This is a genomic window from Amycolatopsis sp. NPDC003676, assembly GCF_053587275.1.
Genome location: NZ_JBSFNS010000023.1, coordinates 32042 through 44775 on the forward strand (window position 1 = coordinate 32042; position 12734 = coordinate 44775).

Annotated in this window: 14 protein-coding genes; 6 read left to right on the forward strand and 8 right to left on the reverse strand. The window is 69.4% G+C overall.

Annotation, left to right across the window (positions count from 1 at the left end; genetic code table 11):
• The first annotated feature begins 109 nt into the window (after positions 1 to 109).
• On the forward strand, positions 110 to 1291 hold the full coding sequence (locus tag ACWDNU_RS16615; protein WP_449669468.1) for a phosphatase PAP2 family protein: 1182 nt from the start codon (positions 110 to 112) through the stop codon (positions 1289 to 1291).
• Here ACWDNU_RS16615 and ACWDNU_RS16620 read toward each other — a convergent pair.
• The 3 genes from ACWDNU_RS16620 to ACWDNU_RS16630 form a co-directional block, all read right to left on the reverse strand.
• Complete coding sequence (locus ACWDNU_RS16620; RefSeq protein ID WP_370936636.1) at positions 1203 to 1847, reverse strand: phosphate signaling complex PhoU family protein; 645 nt, start codon at positions 1845 to 1847, stop codon at positions 1203 to 1205. The genes ACWDNU_RS16615 and ACWDNU_RS16620 overlap by 89 nt on opposite strands.
• A gap of 11 nt (positions 1848 to 1858) precedes the next feature.
• Positions 1859 to 2215, reverse strand: coding sequence for a hypothetical protein (locus ACWDNU_RS16625; RefSeq protein WP_370936635.1), 357 nt, complete (start codon positions 2213 to 2215; stop codon positions 1859 to 1861).
• Positions 2216 to 2359: 144 nt separating this feature from the next.
• Positions 2360 to 3103, reverse strand: a complete 744-nt coding sequence (locus ACWDNU_RS16630) for a dienelactone hydrolase family protein (RefSeq protein WP_449669469.1) — start codon at positions 3101 to 3103, stop codon at positions 2360 to 2362.
• Positions 3104 to 3304: 201 nt separating this feature from the next.
• Here ACWDNU_RS16630 and ACWDNU_RS16635 point away from each other — a divergent pair, with 201 nt between their 5' ends.
• Positions 3305 to 5941, forward strand: coding sequence for a glycoside hydrolase family 3 protein (locus ACWDNU_RS16635; RefSeq protein ID WP_449669470.1), 2637 nt, complete (start codon positions 3305 to 3307; stop codon positions 5939 to 5941).
• On the opposite strand, the gene ACWDNU_RS16640 is transcribed toward ACWDNU_RS16635, so the two are convergent.
• Positions 5931 to 6617: an FMN-dependent NADH-azoreductase gene (locus ACWDNU_RS16640; RefSeq protein WP_449669471.1), complete on the reverse strand. Its 687-nt coding sequence runs from the start codon at positions 6615 to 6617 to the stop codon at positions 5931 to 5933. The two genes, ACWDNU_RS16635 and ACWDNU_RS16640, sit on opposite strands and share 11 nt — an antisense overlap.
• Before the next feature lie 72 nt (positions 6618 to 6689).
• On the opposite strand from ACWDNU_RS16640, the gene ACWDNU_RS16645 reads away from it, so the two are divergent.
• On the forward strand, positions 6690 to 7547 hold the full coding sequence (locus ACWDNU_RS16645) for a sigma-70 family RNA polymerase sigma factor (RefSeq protein WP_449669472.1): 858 nt from the start codon (positions 6690 to 6692) through the stop codon (positions 7545 to 7547).
• 13 nt (positions 7548 to 7560) lie between these two features.
• Here the strand turns inward: ACWDNU_RS16645 and ACWDNU_RS16650 are convergent, their stop codons facing one another.
• Positions 7561 to 7965: a nuclear transport factor 2 family protein gene (locus ACWDNU_RS16650; protein ID WP_370936630.1), complete on the reverse strand. Its 405-nt coding sequence runs from the start codon at positions 7963 to 7965 to the stop codon at positions 7561 to 7563.
• Between the two features lie 51 nt (positions 7966 to 8016).
• Between ACWDNU_RS16650 and ACWDNU_RS16655 the strand changes: the two genes are divergently transcribed.
• Both ACWDNU_RS16655 and ACWDNU_RS16660 read left to right on the forward strand, forming a co-directional pair.
• On the forward strand, positions 8017 to 8499 hold the full coding sequence (locus ACWDNU_RS16655) for a MarR family winged helix-turn-helix transcriptional regulator (protein ID WP_370936629.1): 483 nt from the start codon (positions 8017 to 8019) through the stop codon (positions 8497 to 8499).
• 258 nt (positions 8500 to 8757) lie between these two features.
• On the forward strand, positions 8758 to 9006 hold the full coding sequence (locus tag ACWDNU_RS16660; RefSeq protein ID WP_449669473.1) for a hypothetical protein: 249 nt from the start codon (positions 8758 to 8760) through the stop codon (positions 9004 to 9006).
• Between the two features lie 92 nt (positions 9007 to 9098).
• Here ACWDNU_RS16660 and ACWDNU_RS16665 read toward each other — a convergent pair whose 3' ends face one another.
• Entirely contained in the window at positions 9099 to 9461 is a 363-nt protein-coding gene (locus tag ACWDNU_RS16665; protein WP_370936627.1) for a hypothetical protein, read from the reverse strand.
• A 183-nt stretch (positions 9462 to 9644) separates the two neighbouring features.
• Between ACWDNU_RS16665 and ACWDNU_RS16670 the strand changes: the two genes are divergently transcribed.
• Entirely contained in the window at positions 9645 to 11021 is a 1377-nt protein-coding gene (locus ACWDNU_RS16670; RefSeq protein ID WP_370936626.1) for a helix-turn-helix domain-containing protein, read from the forward strand.
• A 3-nt stretch (positions 11022 to 11024) separates the two neighbouring features.
• Here ACWDNU_RS16670 and ACWDNU_RS16675 read toward each other — a convergent pair whose 3' ends face one another.
• Positions 11025 to 11840: an alpha/beta hydrolase gene (locus ACWDNU_RS16675; protein WP_449669474.1), complete on the reverse strand. Its 816-nt coding sequence runs from the start codon at positions 11838 to 11840 to the stop codon at positions 11025 to 11027.
• A gap of 318 nt (positions 11841 to 12158) precedes the next feature.
• Entirely contained in the window at positions 12159 to 12725 is a 567-nt protein-coding gene (locus tag ACWDNU_RS16680; protein ID WP_449669475.1) for an NUDIX hydrolase, read from the reverse strand.
• Positions 12726 to 12734: the final 9 nt, after the last annotated feature.

Genomic DNA, 12734 nt, shown 5'->3' on the forward strand with positions numbered 1-12734 from the left:
GCGGACTCACGGGGCGTCGCGGACTCCTCTCCGCCGCTCGGTACGCTCGTGACCTTCGGGTGAACGCGAGATGGCCGCCAGGCGAACCGGCGGACCGGAGAGGGGTTGTATGGCGACCACGGCCGGAGCTTCCAGCAGCGAGACGTACGACGCGATCACCCATTTCGCCCAGGCGATGCCGGGCTGGGTGCAGTCTCTCGTGCTGGCGTACACGCATTACGGCCTGGTCCTCGTGGCCCCGTTCTTCGCCTGGCTCTGGTGGCGCGCGCGCCCGACCGGCTCGCCCGAGCGGATGGCGGCGGCGCTGCTGGTCCCGGCGGCCACGGTGGTCGCGTACGTGCTCAGCGAGATCGTGAAAGCCTTCGTGCACGAGCAGCGGCCGTGCCGGGGACTGCCGCCGGAGGCGATCGTCGGCGTCTGCCCGCCGGCGGGCGACTGGTCGTTCCCCAGCAACCACTCGACCATCGCGGCCGCCGTCGCGCTCGGCGGGGCTTTCGCGTGGCGCAAGGGCGCGCCGTGGCTCGCGGCTTTCGCGGCGACGATGGGCTTTTCGCGGGTGTTCGTCGGGGCGCACTATCCGCACGACGTGCTGATCGGGCTCGCGCTCGGAGCCGGGATGGCGTTGCTGCTGCAGCGGTACGCGCTGGCTCCGACGGCCGGGCTGGTGCGGCGGTTCTCGGGCAAGGTGCCGTTCGGGTTGCTGGGTGTCGCACCGGAAGGTGCGGAGGCTACGACGGTGCTTCCTCCGGCCGAGGAGAAGCTACGGGGACCACGCCGGAGCCGTCCCGACGCCGCGCCGGTTCGCCCTGAGGACGCTGGTTCGCTGCCGGCGCGTGGGCCACGGCCCGATGCAGCGCCTCGGGACGCCAGCAACCGCCCGGCCCGTCCGCGGAATCCGCAGCCGGAAGACCGTGCCGCAGGGGGTCCGCCGCCGCGGAGGCAGAATTCGCAGCCGATCCGCACCGCCGAGCCGCAAGCCCGTCCGGCACGCCCGCGGCAGAATTCGCAGCCGATGCGCACCGCGGCACCGCAGCCCCGTCCCGCTGACGCGCCGCCGCAGAATCCGGGCCGTCCGCCCGCACAGCCGCCTGCCCGTCCGGCGCGCTCGCAACAGCCCCGTCCGGCAGGTCCGCCGCAGTCCCGCGGCGCCGGTTCGCCGCCGCGGCCGTCGAACCAGGCTCCGGGCGGTCCGCCGCCGGAGGTCAGCCCGGGAGATCGCCCGTCGCGGCGAACTCCAGGCGCTTCGCGACCGACACCGCCTGGTCGGCGAAACGCTCGTAGAAACGCGTGAGCAGGCTCAGCGCGACCGCGATCCGCTGGTCCTGCGTCCAGTCCGGCGCGGTGACCGTCGCCATCACCTGGGCGTGCAGCGCGTCCACGCGCTCGTCGGCGCGGCTCAGTTCGGCGTAGCCGCCGCGGGCCTCGCCGTGCACGAGGTCGGCGAGCCGCTCGGCCATCGCCGAGGTGACCTCGCCGAGTTCCGCGAACACCGGCTCGAGGTCGGCGGGCACGGTCGGGTCCGGGTGGCCGCGCCGGGCGGTGCCCGCGACGTGCGCGGCGAGGTCGCCCATCCGCTCGATCTTCTCCGCGCAGTACACCGCGGCCAGCACGGCGCGCAGGTCGCCCGCCACCGGGGCCTGCAGGGCGAGCAGCGAATACGCCTCGTCCTCGCAGGCGGCCCGCTGGTCGTCGAGGTCGGCGTCGCCGCTGAGCACCTGTTCGGCGAGCGGCAGATCCGTGGTCAGCAGTGCCCGGGTGGCCCGGCGCATCGCCTCGGCGGCTGCCTCGGCCATCGCCGCCAGACGCCCGTCGAGCTGTTTCAGGTCGTCCTGGAAGCCTTCGCGCATGTCGAGCGACTTTACCGGCGGCCCGCGAACAGGCCCGCGTCGGCCAGCGGCCAGGCCTCTTCGGGCTCGGCCAGCTCGTAGCTGTGGCTGCCTTCGTGCCCGCCGGGCACCCGGCAGAACACGCCCTCGTCGGACTCCGCGCCGCACAGCGCGCGGGTCTCCAGCACGCGGCGGCCGGGCCACCAGCGCAGCCACATCAGCGGCTCCTCGCCGCGTCCGCCGACCTGGCTCGCGTGCTCGTGGCCGTGCCCGGCCTCCAGCTCGCAGAACAGCTCGGGCTCCGTCCCGCGGACCGCGACGCTCCGCAGGACCGAGCGCTCGCGCCCGGTCAGCTCCACCGGTTCGCGGCACAGCGCACCTTCGGCCATGCGGCCAGCGTAAACGGCCGCCGCCGATTCCGCGCGCAGGGCCCGGCCGCGTGCCGTGAAGGACTCCTTGGGGGAATCTGATTCCCCCAAGGAGTCCTTCACGGACAGCAAGCCCGCTGTTGCGCGGGGTCGATCACGAGCGGGTCAGCGCACCCGCTCCAGGAGCGCGAACAGGTTCTCCCAGTGCCGCTTCTCGCCTTCCTCGTGGTACGCCGCCGTGTCCGACATCGTGAACCCGTGCGACGCGCCCTCGTACACCTCCGACCGGTAAGTAACGCCTGCCTCGTCGAGGGCGTGCTCCAGCGTCTTGATCTGCTCGGAGGTGGCCGACGGGTCCTGGTCGGCGTGCCCGAAGTACACCTCGCCGGTGATCGAGCCGACCCGCAGGTGCGGGCTGTCGGGCTGGTCGGTGGCGAGGCGTCCGCCGTGGAACGACGCGATCGCCTTGACCCGGTCCGGGAACGCCTCGATCACGCGCAGCGCGTTCGTGCCGCCCATGCAGTAGCCGGTGATCACGACCGGGCCCTCGGCGACGCCGTCCTGCGCGGCGAACCAGTCGAGGTACTTCTCCGCGTCGCGGGTGATCGCCTCGGTGTCCAGGGCCTCGATCAGCGGCATCAGCTTGCCGAAAACCTCGCCGCGCCGCTCCGGGTCTTCCAGCGCGGAGAAGTCCACCAGCGGCGTCCGGCCGCCGCGGTAGAGCAGGTTCGGCGCCAGCACGGCGTAGCCCGCCTCGGCGATGCGGTCGGCCATCTCCTCGATCCGCGGCCGGAGCCCGAACGCGTCCGGGAAGAGCAGCACCCCGGGATGCGGCCCGCCGTCCGGCACGGCCAGGTACGCGTCCGCGGTCCCGTCGGCGGCCGGAACGTCTGGCTTTTCCTTGCGCATCCGCTTTGTCCTCCCTTGAATACAGTGCCTTCGCGATCAATCTATCCCCGTCCGGCGACGGGCCGCCGCGCCCCGCGAATGTCCCGTTTCCTGTCCGGTTAGTGGACTGAACCACTGCGGTCGGCGGATTGACGGAGTCCGGTTTGCCCGGTCAGGATCACCGGGCCCGCTCCGGGCCGCCCTCCGCAGAACGGACTGTCGATGGCCAGACCTCCTCGCTCCCCGCGCGCCCGGAACCGGGTCGCCCTTGCCGCGCTCGTCCTCCTCGGCGGGCTCGTCCCCGCCCAGGCCGCGCACGCCGCTCCCCCGCGCCAGCCCGACGCCGGCCCGCCCGCGCTGGACCGGAATGGCTGTGCCCGCATCGAAAACTCGCTGCCCCAGCTGGCCGACTGGCCGAAGGTGCGCAGCGCGATGCCGCAGAACCCGGTCGACGAACGGCGGATCAAGCAGATCGTCTCCGGCATGTCGCTGGAGGAAAAAGTCGGGCAGATGACCCAGCCCGAGATCGCCGCGATCACGCCGGCCGAGGTGACGCAGTACTCGATCGGGTCCGTGCTCAACGGCGGCGGCTCGTGGCCCGGCGGGAACAAGCACGCCAGCCAGCAGGACTGGCTGAAACTCGCGGATTCCTATTGGGACGCGGCGAAGGCCACGAGGACAAAGATTCCGGTAATTTGGGGCATAGATGCCGTGCACGGAAATAACAATGTGTACGGCTCTACCGTTTTCCCGCAGAACATCGCGCTCGGCGCGGCGCACGACCCGTGTCTGGTGCGCGACGTCGAAAACTCCACGGCGCGGCAGATCCGCTCGACCGGTCAGGACTGGGCGTTCGCGCCGACGCTCGCCGTCGTGCAGGACGACCGCTGGGGCCGTACTTACGAGGGCTTCTCCGAGGACCCGCGCATCACGCGCGCCTACGGATACGAGGCTATGAACGGCCTGCAGGCCGGTGCGCGGCTGCGGATCGGGCCGAACGGCGTGATCGGCACCGCCAAGCACTTCATCGGCGACGGCGGCACCACCAACGGCCAGGACCAGGGCGTCAACGCTTCGTCTGAAGCGGACATGATCAACCTGCACGGCCAGGGCTACTACGGCGCGCTCGCCGCGGGCGCGCAGACGGTCATGGCGTCGTTCAACAGCTGGACCAACCCCGACCTCGGCATCAACGAGGGCAAGATCCACGGCAGCGACAAGGTCCTCAACCAGATCCTCAAGGGCAAGATGGGCTTCGACGGCCTGGTCGTGTCGGACTGGAACGGCATCGGCCAGGTGGACGGCTGCACCAACGCCAGCTGCCCGCGCGCGATCAACGCGGGCATCGACGTCGTGATGGTGCCGAACGACTGGAAGGCCTTCATCGCCAACACGGTCGCGCAGGTGCGCGGCGGCGAGATCCCGATGTCGCGCATCGACGACGCGGTCACCCGGATCCTGCGGGTCAAGCTGCGCGCCGGGCTGTTCGAGGAGCGCAAGCCGTCGCAGCGCTGGTACGCCGGTTCGTCGGACGCGCTCACGGACAAGGCGCTCGCGCGCGAAGCGGTGCGCAAGTCGCAGACGTTGCTGAAGAACAACGGCAATGTGCTTCCCTTGGCGCGCAACGCGAAGGTGCTCGTGGTCGGCAAGAGCGCGGACAGCATCCAGAACCAGACCGGCGGCTGGACGCTGACCTGGCAGGGCACCGGGAACACCAACGCGGACTTCCCCGGTGCCACTTCGATCCTCGCTGGACTTAAGGAGGATCTCGCCAACGTCACGTTCGATCCCACTGGCACCGTCGACCCGAAGGGTTACGACGCTGTCATCGCTGTCGTCGGCGAGACTCCGTACGCGGAAGGCGTCGGCGATCTGCAGCGGAAGAGCCTTGAAGCGGCAAAGCTGTATCCAGAAGACCTTGCGTTGCTGGACAAAGTCAGCGGCAAGGGCACGCCGGTGGTGACCGTGTATGTCAGCGGCCGTCCGCTGTACGTCAACAAGGAGCTCAACCGTTCCGACGCGTTCGTCGCCGCGTGGCTGCCCGGCACTGAAGGCGGCGGTGTCGCGGACATGCTGGTGCGCGGCAAGGATCGCGGCGGGTACCACGGCAAGCTGTCCTACTCGTGGCCGAAGAGCGCGTGCCAGACGCCGCTCAACCCCTGGAGTCCCGGCTACGACCCGCTGTTCGCACTCGGTTACGGCCTCACCTCGCACCAGCGGACCACCGTCGGCAAGCTCGACGAAACCGAAGGCCCCGCCCGCTGCGGGTCGACCGGAGGCGGCGGCACCGCGACCGAGGACCTGCCGATCTACGACCGCACGGATGCTGCACCGTACAAGAGTTTCATCGGCTCGGCGTCGAACTGGGGCGGCACCGAGATCGGTCCCGGCGGCACCGCTTCGCACCCGGAGATCAATGTGGTGCCGGCCGACGTCAACGTCCAGGGCGACGGCCTGAAAGCGACGTGGACCGGCACGGGCGCGGCGCAGCTGTATTCGCAGCATCCCGGCGGCACCGATGATCTGCGCGGGTACCTGAACGCCGACGGCGCGCTCGAGTTCGACGTGATCGTGCATTCGCCGCCGGTCAACCGGACGGTGGTCAGCCTGCACTGCGTCTACCCGTGTTCGTCCGAGGTCAACGCCACGAAGCTGTTCGGCGATCTGCCTGCCGGGCAGAAGTCGACAGTGAAGATCCCGTTGTCCTGCTTCGCGAGCGGGCTGGACTTCGAGAGCGTCAACACGCCGTTCCTCGTCTACACCGACGGCGCGTTCTCCGCGTCGTTCGCGAACGTCCGGTGGTCGCCGGGCGGGGCGAAGGATCCGGACGCGCGGAAGTGTTCCGACCTCACCGGATGAGCTGCTGGGCGGTTTCTATGACCTGAGACCTGGCCGCCGCGCGCGACGCGGCGGCCAGGTCTTCGAGCCCGTCCAGCGCCGGAACGTCGCCGACCCGGGTGAACTCCTGGGCCACGAACGTCAGCCGCTCGACGCCTTTGTCGCCGAGGTAAGCGCGCAGATAGGACTCCTGGAACTCGAACTTCTCGCGCGGCGTGCCCGGGCCGTATCCGCCGCCTCGCGCGTTGACGACCACGAAGTCCTTGTCCGCCAGCAGCTTTCGGCCGGTCTCCGGGTCGACGAACACGCCCGGGAAACTGATCCGGTCGATCCACGCCTTGAGCGTCGCGGGCACGCCGAAGTTGTACATCGGCACGCCGAGCAGGACCACGCGGGCTTCGCGCACCTCGTTGACCAGCGGCAGAGTCAAGTCCCACTCGCGCTGTTCGTCGTCGTCCGCGATCAGCGTCGCGATGTCTTCCAGCGACAGCACGCCTTTGCGTTCCACACGGCGGCCGAGCCGCGCGTACGCCTCCTTCAACGGCGGCACCGGATCAGCGGAAACGTCACGGTGGCGCACGGTTCCGCCGCCGCTGCGCCACTCGTCGGCGAACAACGTGCCCAGCTGCCTGCTCACCGACGCCTCGCGGTCGGCGCTCGAATCCACGTGCAGCAGGGGCGCTAGCATGACGGTCATCCGGTTCCTCTCCTCGTCCTTGGTCCTCGGGCCGGCACTCCCATGACGGATCGAGACGGGAAAAGGTGACCGATGGACGACGCACTGGCGCGGCGCTTCGAAGACGAGCGCCCGCGGCTGCACGCGCTGGCCTACCGCATGCTGGGTTCCGCGGCCGAGGCCGAGGACGTCGTGCAGGAGTCGTGGCTGCGCTTGGTCCGGACGTCCGGCGTCGACAACCTCGGCGGCTGGCTGACCACCGTCGTTTCGCGGCTGTGCCTGGACGCGCTGCGGGCCCGTCGGGAAACGCCGGTCTCTTCGGTGCCCGATGCCGCCGGTGGCACTGTCCCCGAGGACGAGATCCTGCTGGCCGGGGAGGTCGGACGCGCGCTGCTGGTGGTCCTCGACCGGCTGGCCCCGCCCGAACGGGTGGCCTTCGTGCTGCACGACCTGTTCGCGGTGCCGTTCGACGCGGTCGGGCCGATCCTCGACCGGACGCCGGCGACGGCGAAGAAACTCGCCAGCCGCGCGCGGTTGCGGGTGAGTGGGGAGCCTGCGGTGCCTGCCGTTGAACTGGCCGAGCACCGGGAAGTGGTGACGGCGTTCCTGTCCGCGGCTCGGGGCGGGGATATGGCGACGTTGCTGACTGTGCTGGCTCCGGATGTCGTCCGGGTTACCGATCCGGCGATGCTTCCGCCGGGTGCTGCTGCTGTGTTGCGTGGGGCGGATGAGGTTGCGCGGGGGACGAAGCTGTTCGCGGGGAACGCGCGGCTGGCCGAGCTGGCTTTGATCGACGGGGATGTCGGGTTGGTGCTCGCCCCGGCCGGGCGGCTGGTGGGAGTGCTGAAGATCGAGGTTCGCGGGGGTTTGCTCCAGGCGTATGAAGTGGTGGTGAGTGCTGAGCGGTTGGCGGGGATGGAGATCGCGGTGCTTTCTTGCGAGGCCGTATAGGGCGTTATACACATTAAAGGTCGAATGGTTCGTAGCAGTCGAAGGTCTCGATTGAAGCGATCACGCCGTCGGCGGTTTCGACGAATTGGGCAATGTGCGCGACGAGTTCGTCGCCGCGACGGAAAGGGCCCGCGTCACGCGCGATCACCCCGCTCCACGTGAGGCGAAGGATCGCAGTGCCCCCTGCCGCCACGGCCGAGCGCACGTCGTACCGCTGACTGGACATCAACCCGGCACCGGCCTCCGACGCCGCGAGCATCTGGTCCAGGTTCGCGCGGGCGCCCTCGGGGTTGAGCCGGTTCGGATGCTCGACGGTCGACGCCGTCGGAGCGAAGTGCTTCCGGAGATCCTCGCCGCACTGCCCGGCTTCAAGTGCCCGCAGCAGGGAGGTCGCAAGGGCAACCGGATCGTCGGCCATAAGAACAACTTAAGTTGTACAACCTTGGTTGTCAATTGCATGGTGGACGCTGTGACCCGACTGGACCTGGCCGAAATCGACCTCGCCACCCTCGCTTGGCTGGCGGGCAGTTCCGCGAACCGGGCGATCCTGGCCGAGTTGCACGAAGCGGGCCACCCCGGCGTGCGCAACTCCCACGGATACGTCGTCCAGCACCTCATCGACCGCGCGCCGACAGTCTCCGAACTCGCCGGCCTTCTCGGCGTCACCCAGCAGGCGGCCTCGAAGCACCTTCTCGAACTGGAGCGGCTCGGCTACGTCGAGAGAGTGCCGGATCCCGCCGACAGCCGAGTGCGACGCGCCCAGCTCACCGACCGCGGTCGGCAGCTCATCAACGACAGCCGCCGGATCCGGAAGCAGCTGGACGAACGGCTGACGAGATCCGCGGGCAAGGACGCGGCCGAAGCGGCCCGGCTAGCCCTGGCTCGCCTGCTCGACGTGACCGGCGGAACCGCGGACGTGATCGCGCGTCGTGCCGCTCTGCCCAGCGAATAGGCGGACGGCACGAGTCATCGCCGCGTGCCCGTAGCGCCCTCCTCGCGATGGTGCATCGCCCGATACCGACCGGGCGGCCTGACCGACAACCTGTTTGAAAGCCCGCGCGAAGGCGAATTCCGAGTGGTAGCCGAACCCGATGCCCCACGGGGCAGCGCCCTGCCGTAGACGACGCCGCCGCGGCCGCGCCGCCCCAGGGACGGGCATCAGCACCAGACCTGCTCCCTGACCGGGCCCCATTCACTGTCCTTTTCGGACATGACAGCGATCGTGGGCGACGCCGCGGGAAAACCGGCGCGGTACCAGGCCATGGACCCAGCCGACTTCCACGAAGCCATCCTCGCCGGAGGCACCCCCGGACAGGTCGCCGACTTCTACGCCGCCATGTACGAAGGCATCCGCAACGACTGCGCCGCCGACGTGACCGACGACGTCCAGCGGATCACCGGCCGGCCGCCGGTCTCCTTCGCCGACTACGCCCGCGCCGCGGCAGGCCTGTGGCGCTGAACGGATGAGGCCTGCCCCAGCCCAGGGGAGGTGGCGTGCCGCGCCAGGCTGGGGCAGGCATAACGGTGCGGTGAGCGATGGGCGGGACGCTCCTAACCGCACCGAGCTTTATCGGGTTTCTCCCCTTTTCGCGGTTTCGGGACCTCCGGGAAGACGACGGTGTCCTCGACTTTCGGGATGACCTCGGTGTCCTCCTCGGCGCGTTCGGCGGCCGCCGCCTCGGCCGTCCGGCGGAATTCGGCCAGGCGGGCTTCCTCGATTTCGGCTTGGACCTCGTAGTCCAGCCGGGCCTTGAGGTCGCGGACCGTCAGCCGGCCGCGCGGCGGCGGGATCGGGCGGCGCGCCCGCCACAGCCACATCGAGAGCAGGACCAGCAGCAGGAGCACGCAACACACGATGACCACTGCCGGATGACCTGTGCGGGTCGCCTCGCCGAGCGTCTCTGCTGCCTTCATGCGACGCACCTCTCGGCTTCGGAAGTGTCTTCGCGTGCCCCACCACCATGAAGCCGCCCAGTGGCCTGGACCAGCCAGCAAACCGGGAGAAAAGCGGGCGGCAACCGAGCGACTTGCCTTGCCTCGCACACGGTGACCTGCGGTAATCTGACGACCCCGGTTCGTGGCGAAGGAGTGTCGCCCATGGGCGAACGGCGAGAAGGGCTTGTCCGGGCGCGCAAAGCGGCGAACCTGACGCAAGAAAAGCTCGCCGCGCTGCTCCCCGCGGACGAAAAGAGCATCCGGGCGTGGGAATCCGGCCGGTCCGAACCTCGTCCGCACCGGCGCGACCGGCTCGCCCGGCTTCTGCGCATCAGCCCCGCCCGGCTGGAGGAGCTGCTCCGGGAGGGCACGCAGGCAGACCGCCGGGGGCCGCCGAGCGTCCTGCTCCCCGTCATCGTGGACGGGCGGCCCGTCGCGCTGCCGCTGGACCGCGCCACGGTCGCGGCGAGCGTCCTCGGCCGGCTCGTGCCCGCCCTCGGCGACGCGGCCCCGTCAGCGGTTCCGACCACAGAATGGGACGTCATGAGCCCGCTCAGTCGCCGCTCGCTGCTCAAGAACGGCCTGCCGGTCGCGGCTTTGCCCGCGCTGGGAATAGGCAGCGCCGAGCACGTCGCGCGAGCGCTGGAGAATCCCCGGCGGTACATGGACAAAACCGTCACGCACTATTTCCGCAGACAGCTCGACCAGTACAAATACGAGGACGGCGAACGCGGTCCGGCCAAAACGCTTCCGATGACGCTCGGCGTGCTGGACATCATCGACCGCATCGCCCGCGACGCGACCGCCGACGATCAGCGGGACCTGCTGCAAATCGGTTCCGAGGGCGCGGAGTTCGCCGGATGGCTTTATCGGGACCGGCGGCAGATGGAAGACTCGCTGTACTGGCACGACCGCGCGATGGAATGGGCGCAGGCGGCGGGCGACAACACGATGCAGGGCTACATTCTGCTCAAAAAAGCCCAGGTCGCCTACGACGAACGCGACCCGCGGCGGATGCTCATCCTCACCCGGGCGGTGCGCAAGGGCCCCTGGTCGCTGCCCCATCGGCTCCAGGCCGAGGCCGCCCAGCAGGAAGCCCGCGCGGAAGCGATGCTCGGCGCGTCGGCCGACCAGGTGAACCGGAAACTCGACGTCGCGTGGAAACTGCTCGGCGACGCCGGGCCGATCGAATCGCCGCTGGGCGCGCACTTCAACGCGACTCTTCTGAATATGCAAACCGCCATCTGCTACACCGAAGCGGGCGAGCCGCGGCGGTCGGTCGAACTGTACGAGAAGACGTTGAAGGAAACCCAATTCTCCCGCCGCGACTACGGGTTCTTCCTGTCCCTCATGGCGAACTCGCTCGCCCTTTCCGGCGAACCGGACCAAGCCGCCAAAACCGGCCTCGCTTCCGCTCATCGCGCGGCGGAAACGAACTCCCGCCGCACGAGAGAAGAACTCCGGCGGGTCGTCGGAGTGCTCAAGCCGTGGCATAACCGTCCCGATGTACGGGAATTGCGCGAGGCGCTCAACAGCTGACCGCTATCGAAGCCATTCCTGTACTTCGCGGATCACCTGTCGTTGCCAGGCTTGCGTTTGCGGATCGGCGTACTTCGGATCGTCGTGCACCGCGAAGCCGTGCTGCGCGCCTTCGAGCTGGATCAGCCGGTGCTCGCAGGTCAGCTCCCGGTCGGCCGCGCGCGACGACTCGACGGGGACGAAAGTGTCCTTGGTGCCGTGCACGATGAGCGTCGGCGCGGTGATGCGGGGCAGGTTTTGCCGTGCCTCGAACCAAAACGCCTCGTTCAGCACGGCGCGCCCGAGCCGGAACCCCGGCCCGTGCCCGAGATAGCCCTGCTCCTTGAGATCGGCGGCGCCCTTGTCGTCGAGGTAGCCGTCCGCCGACCACGCGGGTTTCTCGTCGATGAACCGGCCGCGGTAGTCGAGGAGGGGGTTGAACAGAACGAGCCGCTCGACGTCGTCCGGCCGCTCGGCCGCGTAGCACGCCGCGACGCCGCCGGAGAAACTCGCCGCCGCGAGCGAGGTGCGCACGCCCGGGACAGCGCTGGACAAGTGCTCGATGCTGCCGCGAATCACGTTGAGCAGCGCGAAAAGCGAGAGATCCTCTTGCCGGCCTTCGCTCTCGCCGTGACCGGGAAGGTCGATTCTCAGAGAGGCTATGCCGACTTCGGCCAGACCTTGGGCGAGGCGGGTGAAGAAGCCGCCTTCCTCGCGGGTGACGCTCGCCCCTTGCACGAGCAACACCGCGCGCCGAGGGCTTCCGTCCGGCTCGGTGAGGGTGCTGGCCAGGCGGAGGCCGTCCGGTGTACGAACTGTCCGATAGCTGTCGCGCGACATGGACACTCCCGGAGTTGTCGTCAAGTCCCAGTCTTGCAGGTTCACGACTTCGGGGAGCGAAATAACGCTAGTGGAGTAACGCAAGCCACAGATATCATGACCGGACGCTCAGCGCACACGGCGGCAATCAGGCGAAGAGGTCATACGCCGTCCGAGTACCGGGCACGGTCGAATGGCACATGCAGCGGGTTCCGGCCAAGGTGCGCGCGCTGCTCGGCATCGAGGTGTATGTCGTGACCGAGGACGGCTCGGCCGCTCGGGCCAACACCTGAAACGCACTGGCTGCACGGACAATCAGCCAAGCAGCAGTTCCTCGCGTCAGCGCGTAGCCGGGGGAAACGCGATCACATGGAGCAGACCGACCAGCGAGGACGCACCGAGGATCTCGCCGTTCGCGATCCGCTCGCGCACAGACCGCAACGGCACCCACGCCACGCGCTCCGCCTCGTTGAGGTCGATGTCGCCGCCGATGTACTCCGCGCCCCGGGACAGGAACAGCAGGTTTTCGTTGTCCGCTACGCCGACGTTCGGCTGAAGCGAAGCCAGCGGCTCGCTGGTGCGCGGTCGCCACCCTGTCTCTTCTTCGACCTCGCGCGCCGCCGTGATCGCGGGGTTCTCGTCCGGGTCGACGTATCCGCCGGGCAGTTCCCACACCCACCGGTCGAAGATCCAGCGATGCCGCCACATCATCAACACCGAGGCGCCGGGATCGTCGAGCACCACCATCATCGCCGCCTTCGGCATCCGCATGACGTACTGCTCGAAGGTCACGCCGTCCGGCAGTTCGACCGACGCGACGCTCAGCCGCAAGCGCCGGGTGTCGTCGACAAGGCGTTCGCCGTGGATCGTCCACTTAGTGGTCTCAGGCGGCCGATCCAGGTCCATCGCTCGACC